At 66.0% G+C, this 18,897-nt stretch carries 21 protein-coding genes; all 21 read left to right on the forward strand.

Going from position 1 to position 18,897, the window contains the following annotated elements:
* Positions 1–6: 6 nt before the first annotated feature.
* A complete protein-coding gene (locus AMYAL_RS0136435; RefSeq protein ID WP_143267784.1) occupies positions 7–531 on the forward strand; it encodes a hypothetical protein in 525 nt (174 codons plus the stop codon).
* Positions 528–1,067 (forward strand): hypothetical protein, encoded by a 540-nt coding sequence (locus AMYAL_RS0136440; RefSeq protein WP_020636229.1) that lies wholly within the window; start codon positions 528–530, stop codon positions 1,065–1,067. Before AMYAL_RS0136435 ends, AMYAL_RS0136440 begins: the two co-directional genes overlap by 4 nt.
* A 113-nt stretch (positions 1,068–1,180) precedes the next feature.
* A complete protein-coding gene (locus AMYAL_RS0136445) occupies positions 1,181–1,930 on the forward strand; it encodes a GP88 family protein (protein ID WP_167336192.1) in 750 nt (249 codons plus the stop codon).
* A gap of 46 nt (positions 1,931–1,976) precedes the next feature.
* A complete protein-coding gene (locus AMYAL_RS0136450; RefSeq protein WP_020636231.1) occupies positions 1,977–2,192 on the forward strand; it encodes a hypothetical protein in 216 nt (71 codons plus the stop codon).
* A gap of 39 nt (positions 2,193–2,231) precedes the next feature.
* Positions 2,232–2,843 (forward strand): hypothetical protein, encoded by a 612-nt coding sequence (locus AMYAL_RS0136455; protein WP_020636232.1) that lies wholly within the window; start codon positions 2,232–2,234, stop codon positions 2,841–2,843.
* A 203-nt stretch (positions 2,844–3,046) separates the two neighbouring features.
* Complete coding sequence (locus AMYAL_RS0136460) at positions 3,047–3,685, forward strand: hypothetical protein (protein ID WP_143267783.1); 639 nt, start codon at positions 3,047–3,049, stop codon at positions 3,683–3,685.
* Positions 3,686–3,844: 159 nt separating this feature from the next.
* On the forward strand, positions 3,845–4,360 hold the full coding sequence (locus tag AMYAL_RS0136465; protein ID WP_026467746.1) for a VUT family protein: 516 nt from the start codon (positions 3,845–3,847) through the stop codon (positions 4,358–4,360).
* Entirely contained in the window at positions 4,357–5,178 is an 822-nt protein-coding gene (locus AMYAL_RS47065) for a deazapurine DNA modification protein DpdA family protein (RefSeq protein WP_020636235.1), read from the forward strand. Before AMYAL_RS0136465 ends, AMYAL_RS47065 begins: the two co-directional genes overlap by 4 nt.
* 405 nt (positions 5,179–5,583) lie before the next feature.
* Positions 5,584–7,488 carry a ParB N-terminal domain-containing protein gene (locus AMYAL_RS0136475; RefSeq protein ID WP_143267782.1) on the forward strand — a complete coding sequence of 635 codons (1,905 nt, stop codon included), beginning with the start codon at positions 5,584–5,586 and terminating at the stop codon, positions 7,486–7,488.
* A 123-nt stretch (positions 7,489–7,611) separates the two neighbouring features.
* The gene (locus AMYAL_RS47070) at positions 7,612–8,553 is read left to right on the forward strand and encodes a PP2C family protein-serine/threonine phosphatase (protein WP_020636237.1); all 942 of its coding nucleotides are present in this window, start codon (positions 7,612–7,614) and stop codon (positions 8,551–8,553) included.
* Positions 8,550–9,515 carry a bifunctional DNA primase/polymerase gene (locus tag AMYAL_RS47075; RefSeq protein WP_020636238.1) on the forward strand — a complete coding sequence of 322 codons (966 nt, stop codon included), beginning with the start codon at positions 8,550–8,552 and terminating at the stop codon, positions 9,513–9,515. Before AMYAL_RS47070 ends, AMYAL_RS47075 begins: the two co-directional genes overlap by 4 nt.
* Before the next feature lie 133 nt (positions 9,516–9,648).
* Positions 9,649–10,845 carry a hypothetical protein gene (locus AMYAL_RS0136490; RefSeq protein WP_143267781.1) on the forward strand — a complete coding sequence of 399 codons (1,197 nt, stop codon included), beginning with the start codon at positions 9,649–9,651 and terminating at the stop codon, positions 10,843–10,845.
* Between the two features lie 210 nt (positions 10,846–11,055).
* A complete protein-coding gene (locus AMYAL_RS0136495) occupies positions 11,056–11,457 on the forward strand; it encodes a hypothetical protein (protein WP_020636240.1) in 402 nt (133 codons plus the stop codon).
* A 2-nt stretch (positions 11,458–11,459) separates the two neighbouring features.
* Positions 11,460–11,900, forward strand: a complete 441-nt coding sequence (locus AMYAL_RS0136500; RefSeq protein WP_020636241.1) for a hypothetical protein — start codon at positions 11,460–11,462, stop codon at positions 11,898–11,900.
* An 86-nt stretch (positions 11,901–11,986) separates the two neighbouring features.
* The gene (locus AMYAL_RS48060; RefSeq protein WP_020636242.1) at positions 11,987–12,727 is read left to right on the forward strand and encodes a hypothetical protein; all 741 of its coding nucleotides are present in this window, start codon (positions 11,987–11,989) and stop codon (positions 12,725–12,727) included.
* A 206-nt stretch (positions 12,728–12,933) separates the two neighbouring features.
* The gene (locus AMYAL_RS50225) at positions 12,934–14,232 is read left to right on the forward strand and encodes a hypothetical protein (RefSeq protein WP_209447274.1); all 1,299 of its coding nucleotides are present in this window, start codon (positions 12,934–12,936) and stop codon (positions 14,230–14,232) included.
* Complete coding sequence (locus AMYAL_RS47080; protein ID WP_143267780.1) at positions 14,220–15,041, forward strand: class II glutamine amidotransferase domain-containing protein; 822 nt, start codon at positions 14,220–14,222, stop codon at positions 15,039–15,041. Before AMYAL_RS50225 ends, AMYAL_RS47080 begins: the two co-directional genes overlap by 13 nt.
* A 240-nt stretch (positions 15,042–15,281) precedes the next feature.
* Positions 15,282–16,355: a DUF4192 domain-containing protein gene (locus AMYAL_RS0136525; protein ID WP_020636246.1), complete on the forward strand. Its 1,074-nt coding sequence runs from the start codon at positions 15,282–15,284 to the stop codon at positions 16,353–16,355.
* 48 nt (positions 16,356–16,403) lie between these two features.
* A complete protein-coding gene (gene dprA / locus AMYAL_RS47085) occupies positions 16,404–17,354 on the forward strand; it encodes a DNA-processing protein DprA (protein ID WP_020636247.1) in 951 nt (316 codons plus the stop codon).
* 546 nt (positions 17,355–17,900) lie between these two features.
* A complete protein-coding gene (locus tag AMYAL_RS0136535; RefSeq protein ID WP_020636248.1) occupies positions 17,901–18,407 on the forward strand; it encodes a single-stranded DNA-binding protein in 507 nt (168 codons plus the stop codon).
* A 134-nt stretch (positions 18,408–18,541) separates the two neighbouring features.
* Positions 18,542–18,778: a hypothetical protein gene (locus AMYAL_RS0136540; protein WP_020636249.1), complete on the forward strand. Its 237-nt coding sequence runs from the start codon at positions 18,542–18,544 to the stop codon at positions 18,776–18,778.
* Positions 18,779–18,897: the final 119 nt, after the last annotated feature.

Genomic DNA, 18,897 nt, shown 5'->3' on the forward strand with positions numbered 1-18,897 from the left:
GAGATCGTGGGCGACCTCGGCCAGCCCAGCCGTGGGTGGCCGCGTCAGATCGTCGACGGTCTTCCTGTTCCGTGGCTCGCGCCGGTCATCGGCGACCGTGTCGCGTGGACCGCTCTCAATGCCGCCAGGCTCCACGAAGTCGAGCAGGGCTGGCTATGCCAGGTCTGCGGCCGCGACCTCGACCCGGCCCCGACGGCATGGATCGCTGTCTCGCAGGGGGAGGTGGCCACCGGTGGAGCGATGCACGAGAAGTGCATGCACCTGGCGCGGGCTGTGTGCCCAGAGCTGCGTGACGACCCGTCCTACGTGTTTACCGAGGTGCGCCGGTCAGATCGCACCAACAGCTGGGAAGCAGTGTTCGAGCGCCTCACGTGCTACGAGGAGCAGCACGGACAGCTTCCCCGCGTCCTGCCGCTGGCAGCCCCGACACCGCGATGCCCCGACCTTCCCGCGGCCTGGAGCCAGAATGCCAACGCAGGAACAGTCCCAGCGCCCAAACGCTGCGTCACACTGATTGGAGACAACACGTGACCTACCACGACGGTGACCCGACCACTCCGCACGAAGATCTCGGCACTCCGATCTACGACGAACTCGCCGGCGTCAACGCCAGCTCCACAGAGGACAACCTCGCGCCCGCGCGCGCCGCGGAACCCCTGACAGCCGACATGAGCAAACGCGTCGTCTCCGCCATCGTCCTTGACCTTTTCGGACGGATCGCAAAGATCGACAGTGGAGACGGCTGGAACGGCGGCGACCTCGTCAACACCTTCACCGCGTGGCTCAACGAGTTCGGCATCCACGAGGACGCCGACGAAGCATCCGCGGCCAGCGCGCTACGGGTGCCAGCCTGGCTCACCCGCTCGCTCAACGCTCCTCGCGCCGACGCTCCGACCGTGGTCATTCACCTCCGCACCGACCATCCTCGGCCCGTTGCTCGTGTTCGCCCTTACCTGGCCGACATGGTTCACGAACTGGGCGAGCACTCCAGCGTTGCCGTTTTCGACCTCGCAGGCGATCAGGTCGCCAGTATCGTGCACGTCGCGTCCGCCGCAGAGCAGCCATAGGGCCCATCCGACGTTCAGCACCCCGGCCTCCCGCCCGATGGGGTGTACGGTGGGAAGTGAAAATCTTGGTGTGGCCTCCCCATGCATCGAGTCGCATGAGGACGGAGGCCGAAATGACGTTGCTGCGGCAGAATCGTGAGCTGAAGAAGCTCGGAATCTGGAACTGGTCACTACCCGCCTTCGCGGGAAAACTCCCTGACGGCCGCAACTACAACACGTGTCCATCGGCCGGCGTGTGCGCACAGGCATGTTACGCGCGTAACGGCACCTACCTCTTCCCGCAAGTCAAAGCACGCCACCAGAAGAACCTCACACTGGTCCTCGACGACCTCCCCGGCTGGAAGAGCGCAATGCTGGAAGAGTTGTCCCGCAACAAGTTCGACGACGCGTGGGTCAGGATCCACGACAGCGGAGACTTCTTCTCCCGCTCCTACCTCACCGCCTGGCTTGAGGTCATGCACGAGCGCCCCCGAACTCGCTTCTACGCCTACACCAAGGAAGTAGCGATGTTCCGGAAGCTCGTCGAACCCAGCCCGCCACGCAACTTCTGGTGGGTCTATTCCTATGGTGGCACCCAGGATCACAGCCTGGATCCCGACGTCGACCGGGTCGCTGACGTTTTCGCCGACGAGGCCGCCATCGACGAAGCCGGCTGGCACTCGCAATCCGAATCGGACCTACGTGCCGTCATCGGTCCCGCACCGGTCGGGATCCCGGCCAACAACATCACGCACTTCAAAGCCAGGCAGGCCGGTCGCCGCTGGAGCGACTGGCAGGCCAGCGTTGACGCTGCGCGCGCCCAGCGCCGCGCGCGTGCCCGCGACACCACGAGTCCGGGCACTACCAGCACCCAACCCAGGTAGGCCCCGCCAGCTGCGGCGGCCACCCTTCCGCTCGTCTGGAGCTACCATGCTCGACCTTCTCCTGCGCGCCAACGGATTCACCCGCAAGAACGACACCTGGACCCGACAGAACCTCACCGCCGGAGGCCTTTTCGACCTCGACATCGTCCCGGACGACGACCACTACCTCTGCACACTCCGCCAGGGCGCGACGTCCCTGCTGAACGTAAGGCGTGACGCGGACGGAGTGGCGGACCTCGTCGTCACCTTCCTCACATCCTGACGCGAGATCCCGACACGACAAGAGGAAACGATGACAGACATGATCATCCTGACCCGCGAAATCGCCCAGCACCTGGAAGGAGACTGGAAAGCAGGAAGAGGCGTGCACGACAACGGAACCGACGCTTACCTGCACGGCCCTGACGGAGAGAAGCTACAGATCCGGCCGGGAACCACGACAACGACACGGCATCGAATCGAGATCTACGGTCCTCTCCCCTACCAGTTCACGCGCCATAACGAACCTCGGCACCTCATCACCGTCAGCCCCGACAAGACCGCCACGCGGATCGCGGGCGACATCACCCGACGCCTGCTTCCCGCGTACCGCGAGGGCATGGTCTTCGCCGCTGAGGCGAAGGTGCACCACGAACTCCGCGAGGCCGAGAAGTCGCACACGATCACGACCTTGCTAGGCATCCTGCCGAAGACCGATCACTCCACACACGACCAAGACTCGATGGACTTCGGAGGAGGGCGCAATTCACTGCCGATCGGCGGCCGGCTACGCGTCCTATCCAACTCCCAGGTGGAGTGGACGGTTTACACCACCAAGGAACTGGCCTTCAGCCTCGCTGAGACGATCTACGCGCTCTCCCGAAGTGGCGATATCCCTCAGGTACCCGAAAAGTCGACAGCTGAGCCTGGCTAGCCGTCTTCCGCGGACTTGGCAAGTCGGCGTTCGCTCGCCCACGGCGATCCTGATGAGGCGCAACACCACCTCGAATCGAGTCAGGACCGAATACCTGACAACGAGCCGTGTAGGCGGGACCTGGTCCTCGGCGTCGCCGCGCATCATTTACCGGCCTCCCGATAGCAGTCGCTATCGCCACTACAGCCATCGAAGGACGAGACATGAGCAACCGAAACGGTAGTAGCGCCTTGGCGCTCAACGAGTATCTGCGCAGCGTCGCCGGTGTTCTCGGGCCACCCTGGCACATCTCGCCTCCACAGCTCACCGACGAGGTCGCCACGCTATCAGGTCCTGACGGCGGGTCAGTGGCCATCTACCTCGAACAGCGCGGGAACCGGCTCGTTTTCGAGACGTGGCTTTCCAGCGACCTGCGTGCGCACCAGCCCGAAGGAACAGTCCGTCCTCTCGTCACCGTGTCCCCGGCACGGCCGCCGCAGGACGTGGGAAAGGATCTACTGCGGCGGCTGGTGCCTAGGGTGATCCGCTTCTTCGGCGACGCGCGCGACCTCGCCGACCGGCGCCGCCGCGATGCCACCGATCTCCACAGCGTCCTTGAGTCGGTGGCGGCCAAGCTCGGAACAGACGTCAAGCCGAACGGGACGTCCACCGGCATCGGCAAGTTCGGGCAGCCGCTGTTCGCCACAGCTCAAGTCATCCAGCCGTTGTGGCGCAAAGACGAGCACGTCGTCCGGTGGAGTATCGACACCCGTCCCGACATCGCGCTAGCCCTCGCCGATCTGCTCGCCGCACAGGCCGCGAAGACCGCCAGTGACTACAGCGCGGCAGCTGTCATCGAATAGCGCACGGGCCACCGTCTCCCCGTCCTCATTGGTCCCAGTCGCGCACAGTACGCCAACGTCGATCCAGCTATGCGATGCCCGTGTCGGCCGTGCGAGTGCGGGCCACAACGTCTCTCCGCATGTGACTACGACGCCAACCGAGTTCTCAGCGAGCTCGGCGTGAGAACCGGCAGGCCGCCCCTCGCCGGGATAGTTCTGTTCGTCGCGTACGCGACGATGATCGCCGCCGCGAACGGGGCCACCTCACTCTGGCCCGCCCTCGTGATCGTCGGCCTGCGGATTCCTGTAGGCGCACTCATGGCCGGTCTCGTCTTCACCACGCGTGACCTACTGCAGGATGCCGTCGGTACCCGGTCGACACTTCTCGCTGTCGCTCTGGGCGCGGCGCTATCTAGCGTGACTGCGGAACCTCGTATCGCATTAGCCAGCGCCGTGGCCTTCGCCGTCTCCGAGTTCGCCGACCTCGCCGTCTACACCCCGATTCGGCGACGGAACCAGCTCGCCGCCGTGGGCCTGTCGAACGCAACCGGTCTGCTTGTCGACACCGTGCTGTTCCTTCCGCTGGCCTTCGGCTCGCTGGAGCAGCTCTCCGGACAACTCGCCGGGAAAGGCGGCACCACCGTCCTCGCGGTGCTCCTGCTCTCCCTCGCGCGCCGGAGACCGGCGCCTTCGTGAAGTTCTATCTCGGCGCGCATCAGCCCATCTGGCTCACTCGCGTACCGGACGTCCCGCTGCTGGTGTCGCACCGCCGCCTCGGCCACCGCCGCACGTTGCCGCGCGCCGTCACCGAATGGGCGCTCGACTCCGGTGGATTCACCGAACTGCAACTCCACGGGCGCTGGCAGATCAACGCCAAGGACTACGTCCGGGCCGTCCGCCGCTACGCGGACGAGATCGGCATGCTCAGCTTGGCCGCAGCCCAGGACTGGATGTGTGAACAACACATCCTCCAGCGGACCGGCCTGACAGTCCACGGGCATCAGCGTCGCACGGTGGACAACTTCATCCGTCTCCGCGAACTCGCTCCCGAACTCCCGTGGCTTCCCACACTGCAAGGCTGGACTCCGTCGGACTACCAGCGATGCGTCGACCTCTACGAGCAAGCCGGGATCGCACTGGCCGCCGAGCCGCTAGTGGGAATCGGCTCAGTGTGTCGACGCCAGAGCAGCGCCGATGTCGAACACATCGTGCGCACCTTCGCCGCACGCCAACTTAATCTTCACGGCTTCGGCATCAAGATCACCGGGCTTACCCGCTACGCCACCGCGCTCACCAGCTCCGACTCGATGGCGTGGAGCAGACGCGGCCGGTACGTCCCCGGTTGTGGTCCGAGCCATCGCACGGAGTCCAACTGCCTGCACTTCGCGCTGGATTGGTACCAGAAGATCCAGACAGCGGTCAATCCCGCCGAAAGCACTCCGCAGCCGGGCCGTCCACGCTCTCGACGAGAAACCACTGGTGAGCCTGCCCGACCTCTGCTGGATCGCCCGTGAGCGAGCGGTCCGGCCTGCTTGCTTTCCCGGTGAGCGCCGCGACGCACCGGCGCCCACGAGGGCCATGCGGCTATGTCGAGGCAGGAACCAACCGCGGTTCCGACGAACTACGAGATGAGCAAGCGGAGGGGCCGATGAGTCCGGCACGCCGGTGATCCCGGGTCGGAACGCCGCACTCTAGCGGCGCCTGGCACGGGTGGAAGCCCGCACACGCCGAGGAAGCAGCGTCATTCGCAGGAAGGCGGGCTTCCTCCCGCGGCAGGCGGCGCCGCTGGTTCGAGTGCGTCCCGACCGGGACACCCGCGTCCCGATCCTCCCCAGTACGGATCAGGTCAGAGACACGCGGGAGAAAGGGCCGGTGGCCGCTGCGTGCGGTCTCCGGCCGGATTCCGTGAAGGAGCCTCAGTGACTAGCACTGTGGAAATCCCGGCCCAGCGCGACGAGGACAACGGCCAGGCCGACGAGGCCATGACCATGTCCAGTGACGTCGTCGGTCCCGAGACCGTCGACTTCGACGAGTCCTCCTGCACCGAGGCGCTGACGGAGGAGGAGTTGCGCGTCCGGCGCGCGGAGCGGGAGGCCGAGTACGACACCATCGTCTATTGCGATCCGGCCGACGTGGTCATCGGCGTCAACGTGCGGACCGAGAACGCCGACACCGATCCCACCACCGTTCAGGACATGACGCAGCGGGGCGTCGACATGGCCGTCAAGGGCTACCGCGACGACGACGGCACAGTGGTCATCACAATGGGCCAGCGCCGGGTGCTCAACGCCCGTGAAGCGCAGTGCGAAGTTCCGGTCTGGATTCAGGCGCCCCCGTCCGATGACGAGCGCAAGGCCACCATCGACCGCATCATCGGCCAGGTCAACGAGAACGATCTCAGGGTGGGACTGACACTCGGTGACCGGTACAGCGCCTTCCAGCAGCTGGTCGCCTTCGACCTCAAGCCCGCCGGCATCGCCCGGAAACTCGGCCGCGGCAAAGGCGGCAAGGCGTACGTGGAGAACGTCCTCCAGGCCGGTGCCAGCGACCTGGCCCGCGCCGCGACCGAACGCTACGACCTGACGCTCGACCAGGCAGCCGTCGTCGCGGAGTTCGAGGCCCGCGGCGACCTCGTCAACGCGAAGGAACTGATCCGGCTCGCCGTCGCCGAGCCGAACAACTTCCAGGTCTTCGCCGACGTCCAGCGCCGCAAGCACGCCGAAGCGGAGCGTGTCCGAGCCCTGACCGAGCAGCTCACCCGTGAGCTGGTCGACGCGAAGGTCACGATCCTCGACGACACGATCGACGCGGACACCGGACCGGCGCGGTCGCTCGACCGTCTCCGCCTCACCCCCGACAGCGAGCCCGGCAGCGAGATCACCATCGAACAGCACAGCAGCTGCCCCGGACACGCCGCCTGGCTGTACGAGGACTACCAGGAAGGGCGCACCGTCATCGCCGCGCGGTACGGCTGCGCGGACTTCCTTGAACACGACCACGCCCTGTCCGAAGCGCCCGCCGGACGTTCCGACTTCACTCCGTACGCCACCGACGACGAGGACGAAGCCGACGTCGCGGCTTTCGATGTGGCCCGAGCCGCTCACGCCGCCGCCGAGTGGCAGCGTCGCGCCAACTCCATCAGGTACAACTGGGTCCGCGACAGCAACGAAAAGTGGGACGGCTCCAGCGAGAAGCGCCACAAGTGGCTGGCGGGGTTCGCCGCGAAGTCCGCAGCCCTCAAGGGCGCCCAGGTGTTCCTCGCGACGCAGAAGCTCAAGGGCGGGCGTGCTCTGCGCCGTTCCATGGAGCGCAACCACAAGCTGGCGAACACGCTGCTGAAGACCGGCGACTCCGGCCGGAGGCCGCTCGCCGAGCTGATCAGCACGGCGAAGGCCGCGAAGGCGACCCGCTACGACGTGTTCCTCACGCTCTGCGCGATGGAGGAAGACCTGCACCGCGACGCGTGGCGCACCCCGTACCCGGAGAACCAGGAGTACCTGACCGCGCTGAAGGGCTGGGGCTACGAAGCCTCCTCGATCGAGCTGAGGGTTCTGAAGCCCGAGCGTGTGGAAGACGTCATCACGGAGAAGCTCGGTCCCGATCCCGAGGCAGAGGACGAAGACGTCTCCAACGGCCGGGATGGCGAGGACTCCGAGACCACCCGTACCGCCGCCGCCGGCGGCGGCGATGACGACGGGGACAGCGATTCCGACGACGAGGTCGTCGACCCGTCCGCGATCGAGCTGTCCGCCGACGTCGCTGATTCGCCCCCGGCCCCGTCCACGGAGGACTCGGAGTCCGCCGACGGCGAGGCCACCGCGTAGCGGCCTCCTCGTCGCCGCGTTCCCTGCGGGGTGTGGACGTCTGTCACGTCCACACCCCGCTTCGGCCTGACCCACCTCTGCCCCTCAGCGCAACGCGCTGTGGACCGCCGAACGGAGCCCGTCATGCACTTCCCTCGAACAACCTCACCGACACAGGCCCATCCGACATCGACGTTCTCCGCCCAGCACCATCCGCTCTGGCCACACACCGAACTACCGGCAGGCCCGCAGTGGGCGCACGCGGTCTGCCGCTGCGGCTGGACCGACTGCGCCGAATCGCTGCACGACGCACGGGTCCTGGCCCGTCGGCACCGCCGCACCGCCTACACCGACGTCTTCTATCCGGGCTGGGCATCCCGCATCGGCAACCGCCGCTACCAAGCGGATGCGACCGCTGTGCACGTCTCCCTCAACAGCGAAGACCACGCGTGGGCGCTAGCCGACGGCATCGGCGATCACCCGCTGCCCGCCGACGCCGCGGCCAGGGCGGCCGCGACCGCCGCCCGCGTCGCAGCCCGTGACGGAGCTGTCGCCGGTCTGCTCGCCGCCACGGACGTTCTCCCCGGTCTGCCCGACGAGGACACTGTCATGGTCGTGGACTCACCCCTGTCGACCGCGGACGGCGTCGGCTGGGACATCGCCTGGGTCGGCGACTGCCGCGCCTACGAGTACCGCGCCGACACCGACCAGTGCGTACAGCTGACCGTCGACCACACCCGCGGACAGGAACTGCGCACCGCCCTGGCCGGCTCGTACCCAGACCGGCCTGACGAACTCGAGGCCTACGCACGGCGATCCGATCACATCGTCACCAGCTCGGTCGGCATCGCCGCGCTCACCGCAGTCGGTCACACCACCACCCGCTGGCCCCGGCAGCGGCTCATCCTCACCAGCGACGGCATCCACAAACCGGTCCCGCTGCGCTCCATCACCCGCGCGGCCCGGACCTTCACCGACTCCCGTACCTGCGCACACAAGCTCACCGTCGCCGCCAGGTACTTCGGCGGCACCGACAACGCCACCGCCATGGTCATCGACCCCGCCCCCGAGGACATCTACCCGTGACCGTGACAACCACGCCCGAGGTCAGCTCTCTGCTCCTTCCCAGCGCCCTGACACTTCACGACTCCGCGCTCGACGCCATCCAACGCGGCTGGCGGGTCTTCCCGCAGGCGCCGAGAAGCAAACGACCAGCCATCACGCGATGGGAACAGCGCGCGACCCTGGACCCCGACACGGTCAACCGCTGGTGGAACCGCTTCCCCGACAGCAATGTCGGGATCGCGTGCGGCCCATCCGGCCTGCTGGTGCTCGACCTCGACGCGGCGCACGGACCCGTCCCCACTCCCTGGGCGAACCTCGGCGTCGCACACGGCCGCGACGTCATCGCCCTGCTCGCCGCACGCGCCCGCGAACCCGATCCCGTCGATACCCTCATCGTCGCCACGTCGCGCGACGGCCAGCACCGGTACTTCCGCCGCCCACCGGGAACCACGCTTCGAAGCACGATCGGTAACCGCGGACGCGGCCTCGGCTGGCGCGCCGACACCCGAGGCCCCGGCGCCGCGGTCACCGCTCCAGGCTCCATCGGCCGCAACGGGATCCCCTACACCATCGTCCGCGACCTCCCCATCGCCGAACTCCCCGGCTGGCTCGTCACGGCCCTCACACCACCACCGCCACCACCGCGTCCACTGCACGCTCCGGTGCTCCCGGAAACCAGCCGACGGGTGGTCGCCTACGTCAATGCCGCCGTCTCCGCCGAGTCACGCAACGTCGCCTCCGCCGAGCAGGGACAGCGCCACATCACCCTCTACGCCGCAGCGGCCGCGCTCGGTGAACTGCTCGCCAACGACTGGATCACCGAGCCCGCGATCACCCACCACCTCACCGAGGCAGCCCGCCGCCACCTCGGCGTCGCCGACTTCAGCTGGAACGAACTCACCACCACCATCCGCGACGGCATCGCCAAAGGCCGTCGTACCCGCCGCGTCCTCCGCGAACGTCCCTGCATCTCGCGTCGCTGACCCCCATCCTTCTCGACCTCCGCAGCCCACACCTGCACCACCGCCATAGGGCACCACCTCCGCCACCGTGCCGCCCCAAACTCAGACCTCAGTTCCGGCACACGCCGCCGACCTCAATCCGCAAAGGATCACCGTGTCCACGATAGACACCCGCGCCACTGAGATACAGCCGCGACCGTTGACCACAGCCCGCTATTCTCTCGCGCCCAATGGGCTTCTACTCAGGCGCGAACAACTGTCGCCCACGGACCAGCACCCGAGCATCGAACTGGTCCGCGCCAAAGAATTCAGCCTGCCGGTCACCTACGACAGCCACACCGCCCGCGACACAGCCGCACAACTACTCGGCTACGCCTGGCAGTTCTACACCCAGCAATCCCTCCCGCCCAGCCTGCCCGTCGACCTACTCGATCCCACCAACCACAACGCCACCACCTCCACATGGTCACTCGGGACCGGACTGGCCCTGCACTACGACGCGCCCTTCGACGCCACTCTCGACACCGAGAACTACACCTGGGAACTGACGCCGGCCCTGGCCACGCGCTGGGGCCGCGCACTCCTCACCCTGGCCGCCGTCCTGGACGACGCCCATGCCGTCGCCACACACGCCGTCCTCGCCAATCGCAGCGGAACGACGACCGTAGACAACCTCCGAGACTGGACGAACAGGAAGATCGAAGACGACGCCCAGAACAGCTACTACCCGGTCCTCCGAGAACTGAAAGAAGCTCTCGACCAAGAGGACGTTTCCGTCCGGCAGCAGACACTGATCGCCGCCCTCGACATCGCCAACCCCGACCTGCCGGCCACGCTCACCGGCCTGCGCCTCAACGCCGACGAGACACTCACCCACCTCGACGCCGCGAAAGCAATCAGAACCATCGCGAACCGCTACGGGATCCCCCTGTTCATGTGGACCGAAGAGCACTGGTGGCTCGCCAAGCATCTCAGCGTCGGCGAACTCACCGAGGCAGAATGGCGCCGCTTCACCAACACTCCGGAGATCCAAGAGTTTCCCCGACACGTTGAACAGCGCCAGGCAGACGGAGTCGGAATCGACTTCGAACTCGCTCTCAAACAGGCCGGTCTGGCCTGCCGGGAATGCTCCTTCCGGATCCGCGGCGAGATCACCGACACCTACGGCCACTGCACAACCTGTCTCCCCACCGACCGAACCACCGCGCTCACCGAGGCACTCGAACGCGGATGCCCGGCCGAGCCTTTCGACCGGGGAATCGCCTCCCACAGCGGTGCGCCCGGCGAGGCCTGCTACGTGTGCGGCCTCCCGCTGCCCACGCCGAGCCGCTGCAGCGGCGAGCAACACTAGCAACGCTGACGCACCACAGCAGGATTGAGAATCCCAAATCCACGGATTCAGCTGGTCCTCCGACGCCGTGCCGGAGACATCGCCGCATCAAAGCACCCCTGGGCCCGAGCGCCCGGCATCCCGCAGACACCTCACCTGAGCGCCGGCGGGCGCCCGGCCCCAGGCGCGCTGCCGGGCCGCGTTCACCCGCACGACCCCGGAGGAGCCATCGTGACTACGGCAACACTCGCCGGAGCGCCGGACGACGACGCGTTCGATCACGCCTGCCGCCTGTTCATGGTCGAACTCAACGCCATCCCGCTCACCGACCTCCCCACAGACACACAGAAAAACCCGCAGCTCACCAACGCATTCAAAGCCGCACTCATCACGCAGGTACATCGGTCCGCGCACGTTCACGGACTCACCGAGGCCTTCCGTGTCGTCGACGCCGCGTACCCCGACCTCACCGCGCACGGACACTGCACCGACGCCGCCGTGCTCGCCGCCTGCGGACCGCTCTACGGCGGCCTCCACCACTACCGGCCCGCGACACAAGCGATGCTTCGCGACGAGGCGCGTTCCCTGCTGACCAACGCCATCGCCGCGGTCCTCGACGCGAAGGCGGCCTGACCATGGATGAACACGACTCCGGCGACCGGGCACACCTCGATGCGTTGCCGCCGTACAACCTGCCGGTCACCGTCGACAGCAACATCCCGCGCACATGGAACCACGCCGACCCAGCGGCATGGTCGATAGCACGAGGAATCCTGCGCGAACTGTGTCGTGAACTCCACGCGTCGCCGATCTCGGTGCTCTATCAAGAACTCACCGGTCAACGGAACCGAGACTTCATCGGCTTGAGAATCACAGCACGTGCGCGTCCGCCGTACGGGAACGACACGATCGTCATCTACCGCAGCGAATCCCCCCACACCGGCACCTCTGGCGGGCGATGGTCCCTCGCTGTCAACGGGTTGATTCCCATCTCGCGCATGGACCTCACACGCCCTCCGCCGCGGACGATCGCCCGCCTCGCGCGCGAAGCCCTCAAAGTTGGGCTCGATACCTGACGAGGCAACGGCTGCACCTGCCCCGCATCACTCGATCTCTCATTCGGGTCATCCAGTCACGCGACCGCGAACCCCTGGAGCACACCATGCTGCACGCAATTCCCGATGAACACTACGTCGAATTCGTCGCCGACGGACTCAATCCCAACGACCATCCCAGCTTCCCCGCTCGCGTCGTCGACATCCCGCTGACGACCTCACGCTTCGGAGCACACGCACGTCTGCGCGCCGAAGTCCTCCCCTCGGTACAGCAATGGATCACCAAGAACCCACAACTCGGCATGGGGCTACAACTGCTACCTGCCGACAAGCACCGCTCGAACGACCTGCCCCTCAAGATCGACACGACCGGCGCACTCTGGCAACGCACTCTCATCGTCTGGCCCGACGACGGCCTCTACGAGCTCAGCGGTGACACGACCTGGTTCCTTCAGATCTCGGTGCCGACAACGACTGCCGACACCATCAGGTCGCTCCACCGTGAACTCGTCAAGCCAGCGAACCTACGACCAGAACCAGGAGAGGCACTCGTCAACCTGGCGGACGCCCAGGTCTCGTTCCCCGCGATCGTCGATAACGAAAGCTGGATTGGCGCGGCAGTACCGTACTTCCGTCCGGAGGTCGCAAAGATCCTTGGCGCCTGGCTGAACTACGCCCACCTGACACTCGACGACACCTACGCCCGCACCTACTGGGAAGGCGACACCCTCATCGTCGTCGAAAGCAACGCCGCCTCCATGCCGGGGTATCACCCCGACCACGTCGAACCCAGGCCCGACGGCCGGTACGCCATCGGCTGGCGAGAATGGGTATGGGAGGCCGTGTAGGCCTGGCCGAAGGTCCGAGAACTCGCGCCTTTCGTGAATACGGCGCGCGACCACATCTAGTCGCCCATCAACAGCGGGAAGTGGTATTCGCCGCGTATTCAACGCAGCAACCACGGTTGCGCACAAACTTCGATCACGTCATTCCCATTTGCCCTCGCGGACTCGGTCCGCGAGGGCATTTTTCCTATACCCGAAGGGAAATAACGTTGACACTCTTCGCTGATCAGCTCGCCCTGCGATGCGATCACTGTTCCAGCACCACCTGGCAGCGGCGCCGCACTGCCTCCGGGAAAAAAGTATGTAGCACCTGCGTCAAAGCCATGCCGTCCTGCGACCACTGCGACCTGCCCACCACATCTGCGTCACCAACGGACGACCACGGCGACGTCTGTGTCACGTGCGCCAACTCCATCGGCCTCTACCCCTGCGACGAGTGCCCGACCCTCATCAACCATGGTGACACGTGCAGTGTTCATTCCGCACTGCGGCCGCGCTCATTCATTTGCAGCAACTGTCGCATTCGCCGAACCGGCGAGACGGCATCACGCGCGACAGACGAACGCGAACTGTGCATCCGTTGCGTGGATCGCTATCACCTGTGCGATGACTGCAATCTGTTCGACGAGTACAACACGGCTGTCGAGAACAGCGACTCTACGCATGCATTCTGCTACTCCTGCGCTCTCGAACACGGCTATTACGAGTGCCTGACCTGCGAACGGCTCATCTACCACGGCGACTACTGCATTAACCACATCGACCGGGCAGGCTACTACGCAATTCACGACTACTATTTCAAACCCGAACCGATCTTCCACGGAATCGGCCCTCGCTACCTCGGCATGGAACTGGAGATCAACGTCCCCCGCGGCCAACTCACTGACTGCGTCGACGACGCGACCAACGCACTCGGCGAGCTCGGATACCTCAAAGAGGACGGATCCATCGCCCGCGGCTTCGAACTCGTCACACATCCGATGTCCTACCTGTGGGCACTCGACTCATTCCCCTGGCATCTCCTCGACGACCTGCAAGCCAAAGGCTGCACCGGAGACGGCATCGGTATGCACGTCCACATCAGCCGCGCCGCCTTCGCCGACTCATTCCACGTCTATCGATGGATGAAGTTCGTCTACCGCAACGCTTCCGATGTCCAACTGCTTGCCAGGCGGCACTCCAGCTATGCCGCGTTCAACGACTATGAGCGAGTTATGGTCAAAGAGACCTGCAAAGGCGAGCGGAACCCCCCGCGATCCCTTGCCATCAACACGCAACCGGAAGACACACTCGAACTGCGCGTCTTCGCCTCCAGTCTCGACATCGGCCAGGTCCAGGCCGCTCTCGCCTTTGCGGATGCCTCCGTCAGCTACACACGTGACCTGACCATCTCCGACCTCGCTCAGCGTGGAGGCTGGAACTGGGACAGCTTCACACGATGGCTCCTCACACATCCGAAGTACTCGCCTCTGACCCGCGAACTGGAGAGCCTCGCATGTGCATGCTGACCTACCTTCCTGAGGGAATCCAGCCCGACATCGACGCTCTCAGCAACGGAGCGATCCTCAACGACCACGGTCACGGCTACGCCATCGTGGCGAACGCGCACATCATCTCGGGCCGCGGCATGCACGCCTCAGCCGTCATCGACGAATTCGCCGCCTTTCGCCGTCTCCATCCCGAAGGCCCCGCGCTGTTCCACAGCCGGTTCGCCACGCACGGATCGGTCAATGAGTCCAACAATCACCCGTTCCCTGTGGGCGCGGACGAGCGGACAGTCCTGGCTCACAACGGGGTTCTTCCCGCGGCAGCACAGCCAGCCAAGGGCGACGACCGGTCGGACACCCGCATCGCCGCGGACGACATCTTCCCCAGCCCACAGTTCTCCTCCTTCGACGATCCGAAGACTCGCAAGCTCATCGAACGGTGGCTCGGCCGAGTCAACAAGGTCGTCATTCTCACCGTCGATCCCCGCTATCGCAGGAGCGGCTACATCTTCAACGAACGCGCGGGTGTCTGGGACGGCGATACCTGGTACTCCAACTACGACTTCGAACACCACAGTTCCTATTCATCGCCGGGGCACGCAGCGTGGCGGGGACTCGACGAAGGCTGCGCGTGCTGCGGCATCGCCGACAGTATTGACCCCGAAGCGGGCCTCTGCCTCGCCTGCGGATCATGCCCCGTATGCGGCGCCGACGAAAGAGACTGCGCCCAGGGCTGCTACCGCAGACTCCTGACCCTTCCATGCGGTGAATGCGGTTCAGACATCCGGTATTGCCCCTGCCCTCTCCCCGACGGATACGTCACAACCTGACACCCACACAGATAACCAGCGCCAGCGCCTTCCACTCACATCGCGCACATTCCGGAAGCGAGATCATTGTCCGGGCCACCTATGGACCATCTGGCCTTGTCAGGCGCCGTCGCGCGGACTACCACCCAGCACACCGCGAATTATCCACCGCGGCCGGTGATCCCATCGCCCATCACTATTTTCTGTCCCGAAAGGACTACTATCGCGCCTCGCACCGTTAAAGTAAAAACTACGAGCGACGTGTTCGCGGCGATCCCGCACCTACTCGGGTTCGTCCCCCACAAGTCCTTTGTACTCATTTTTATCGGCAATGACCCTCTCCGCCCCAACCGCAGTGAAATGATCGCGAGGGTCTCACTCGACGATGTCGGACAGGATCCCGCCGCACTCGCACGTCACCTGACCCGAAGCGCGATGGACCATCCGATAGCCGCTGTCATTGGCCTCGCCGTGTGTCCGTCATCGCCCGAGCCAGGCTCCGCTCTGCCCTATCGGACAGAACTGCTCACCCTCACCCACGAGATCCGGCAGCACGGTCTCCGCATCGACGAAGTCGGGCATGTTCCCGACTTCACCGAAGGCGCCACCTGGCAGTCCTACCTGGCCGAGGATCGAACAGGACGGCTCCCTGACCCGTTCGCCACGCCAGTCGCCGCCACCGTCGTCGCCGAAGGGCTTGTCACAGCACGCTCTCGTGACGACCTCGCGGCCGTCTTCACCCCGGCCGGTCCCGCTCTTCGGGCTCGCGTGGCACCGCTGATCTTCTCTGCTCTTGAGCAGACTCGCGCCGACCGAACGCAGCCTGACGTTGCACGCGAACGACTCGCTCGCGCCGAGGGCGCGATCACCGCCGCAACGACTGGCACCCTGCCAGCAGAGGACCACGAGATCGCTGACCTGATCGCCACCTTCAGCGTCGAACCGTTTCGCAGCGCAATGTTCAATGACAGGTCGACCAAGGCCCTGCACGGAGTTAAGGCGCTGACTACCTATCTGTGGCGGGTCGCCCCCGAGCCGTGCGCGAGCAACCTCGCTGCGATTGCGGGTCTGCACGCCTACATGCTGGGCGGAAGCACCATTGCCCGGATCGCCGCTGACGCTGGCACTGCTCGGCTGCCGCTGCTGAGTCTTCTCCGTGAAGTTCTCGACCGCCAACTGTCGCCGCGCGAACTGAAGGTAGTGGCCATTCTGGCGGGCAGTGAAGCCCGCGCAGAACTCGACGCTTTCGGACCAGCAGAAGGGCCCCAGGGAGCTGAACCGAACGAAGCCGCGGCAGGCCCCTGCGAGCCCATCGATCGCCTCAGCCGTAACTGATTCGCCCATAGCGGAACTTCCCCTCTGACAGCCCGAAAGGAAACCGAGATGACTTTCGAGGACGAGAGGATCGCACGCGCGTACCTGATACGGGCGGCGGAGCCGCCTGCGCCCGCGTTGCTTGCTTTTGTCAACGAGCATGGGCCCGTTGAGGCCGCGGACCGGGTCAAACGCGCCGAATGCCCACGGGCAGTCCGGGAGGAGACCACGGGGCGCCGTGACCACGACCGCGCCGGGCGTGATCTGGAGCGAGCCGCCGCAGACGAGACCAGGCTGGTCATCCCGGAAGACGACGAATGGCCGGCGCGGCAACTGCTTTCGCTAGCGGCCGCCGGCAGCAGAAGCGGTTCCGGACTTGCAGCACCGCTGGCGCTGTGGGTACGCGGTCAGGCAAGGCTCGGTGAGGCGGTCGACCAGGCGATCGCGATCGTCGGCGCCCGCGCGGCGACCGCGTACGGCGAGCACAACGCGGCCGAGCTGGGATATCACCTGGCGAGCCGGGGGATCCCTGTGTTCTCGGGGGCGGCGTACGGCATTGACGGCGCGGCGCACCGGGGCGCGCTGAGCGCGGACGGCACGACGGTCGCTGTGCTGCCCTGTGGCATCGACGTCAAGTATCCGCTGGGGCACGGAACCCTGCTGGACCGCATCGCAGCCACCGGAGCACTCGTGAGTGAGTATCCGCCCGGCACCGCACCATCGAGGCACCGGTTTCTCGTCCGGAACAGGCTCCTCGCGGCCCTCACCGCAGCGACGGTCGTCGTCGAGGCGGGACGGCGCAGCGGCGCACGGAACACCGCCTCTACCGCCGGAGAGCTAGGCAAGGTGGTGATGGCGATGCCGGGACCGGTGTCGTCAGGGATGTCCGCCGGCTGCCACGCGCTGATCCGCGAAAGCGAGGCCATCCTGGTGACCTCCGCGGACGACGTCCTCGACGCCACCGCGTTCCCGCACAACGATCCAGCAGAACCCGCCGACACGGCTCCGTCGACCGCTTAGGTCTACCTGGTTCCTCTCTGATGCCCACGGCGCTACTCGGCCGGCGCTCGCTCCGCCTCGTGCAGCGAGCCAGCCTCCCACTGTTGAGGCGACAACGTGACGCTTGCACCGAGAAGGCCGCGGGGACAGCGCGTGGTCCCTGAACTGGCCCTCATCCGATGAGATCTGTGCTCTCGGACACCGGCTCTCCACTGACGGCAGATGACGAGAAGGCCGGGACACTGCCTACTCGTTTGGGGGCTGGGGAAACGCCCGATGGGCGTTTCCCCAGCCCCCAACCGCCACACCCACATCATCTGTCTGATGTTTCCCTGGTCCTGGATGTGTGGACCGCACAAAGTCCAGCACACCCAGGGCGGGGGCAACGTTCCCGGAGTTCCGGCCCGATCCGCCCAGGTGAACCAGCCGCTCACCCATCGTCCGCCCGTGCCCGCTCCGTACAGGCCGGTCCACACCGGACGGACGAGCCGGTCCGGGAACGACCCCCGCCCCGGCCGCGCTAGGGCTGCGCCGCGTTCCACTCACCCAGCAACCAGGGAGAACACCATGGCTGGCGAACCCGTCATCACCGTCATCGGCAACCTCACCGCCGACCCGGAGCTGCGTTTCACCCCCTCTGGGAAGGCGGTCGCGAACTTCACCGTCGCGTCCACCCCGCGCAAGCGCAACAACGTCACCGGCGAATGGGAGGACGGAGAGGCACTTTTCCTGCGCTGCACCATCTGGCAGCAGCCGGGTGAGAACGTGGCCGAGTCCCTGACTCGAGGCGCGCGCGTCATCGTCCAGGGCCGGTTGAAGCAGCGCTCGTTCGAAACCCGCGAAGGTGAGAAGCGGACCGTGGTGGAGCTCGACGTCGACGAGATCGGCCCGTCCCTGCGCTACGCGACCGCGACGGTGAACAAGGTGACCAGGACGCAGAGCGCCCAGCCCACCACCTCCGCCGCACCCGCGGCTGCGGCCGCTCCCGTCGACGACGTGTGGGGTCCTGCCCCGGAGCAGGAACTCGTCGGTGCCGGTGCCGGTGCCGGTGGCGGTAGCGACCTCCCGTTCTAGGCCGGGTTAGTTGTCCGGCCGGGACTTCCCCACCGGCCGGACAACTAACCCACCCAGGTGCCGGTGGGCCAGCCGTACCAGCTGGCCCACCGGCACCGACGCAACTGTCGTTCGTTCCCTCGGGAGATTCTCTGATGACTGACAGGTACGAGCTCAACCCACCGAGCGTTGACGTCAAGCTCGCCCAGCCGGGTAGTGAGTTGGGGATGGAAACCCTCGACGATGGAAATCATGGTCTCGTCATCGGCGAGCCGGAATCATCGGCTTACGTCATCGAAGGCAGCCTCGACGCCATCGCTGCCTTCGCAGCTCGCGTCGTCAACATCGTCGACGCAGAACGCGAGAAGGTGCGACGTCGTACTCGCTCGTGAACTCGCGCGCATCCTGAGCGACGCGGCACCGACAGCAACCGCTGGCCTAGCAGGGCGCCCTCCACCTCAAACGTTCCGCAACGAGCGCCTGGTTTGGCTTCATCTTCAATTCGTGTGAG

Source organism: Amycolatopsis alba DSM 44262, assembly GCF_000384215.1.
GTDB lineage: Bacteria > Actinomycetota > Actinomycetes > Mycobacteriales > Pseudonocardiaceae > Amycolatopsis > Amycolatopsis alba.

Excerpts from the sequence above, each read along its gene's own strand:
- AMYAL_RS0136445 (WP_167336192.1), top strand. The coding sequence starts at position 1,181 with ATGACGTTGCTGCGGCAGAATCGTGAGCTGAAGAAGCTCGGAATCTGG.
- AMYAL_RS0136450 (WP_020636231.1), top strand. The coding sequence starts at position 1,977 with ATGCTCGACCTTCTCCTGCGCGCCAACGGATTCACCCGCAAGAACGAC.
- AMYAL_RS0136455 (WP_020636232.1), top strand. The coding sequence starts at position 2,232 with ATGATCATCCTGACCCGCGAAATCGCCCAGCACCTGGAAGGAGACTGG.
- AMYAL_RS0136460 (WP_143267783.1), top strand. The coding sequence starts at position 3,047 with ATGAGCAACCGAAACGGTAGTAGCGCCTTGGCGCTCAACGAGTATCTG.
- AMYAL_RS47070 (WP_020636237.1), top strand. The coding sequence starts at position 7,612 with ATGCACTTCCCTCGAACAACCTCACCGACACAGGCCCATCCGACATCG.
- AMYAL_RS0136500 (WP_020636241.1), top strand. The coding sequence starts at position 11,460 with ATGGATGAACACGACTCCGGCGACCGGGCACACCTCGATGCGTTGCCG.
- AMYAL_RS48060 (WP_020636242.1), top strand. The coding sequence starts at position 11,987 with ATGCTGCACGCAATTCCCGATGAACACTACGTCGAATTCGTCGCCGAC.
- AMYAL_RS47080 (WP_143267780.1), top strand. The coding sequence starts at position 14,220 with ATGTGCATGCTGACCTACCTTCCTGAGGGAATCCAGCCCGACATCGAC.
- dprA (WP_020636247.1), top strand. The coding sequence starts at position 16,404 with ATGACTTTCGAGGACGAGAGGATCGCACGCGCGTACCTGATACGGGCG.
- AMYAL_RS0136535 (WP_020636248.1), top strand. The coding sequence starts at position 17,901 with ATGGCTGGCGAACCCGTCATCACCGTCATCGGCAACCTCACCGCCGAC.
- AMYAL_RS0136540 (WP_020636249.1), top strand. The coding sequence starts at position 18,542 with ATGACTGACAGGTACGAGCTCAACCCACCGAGCGTTGACGTCAAGCTC.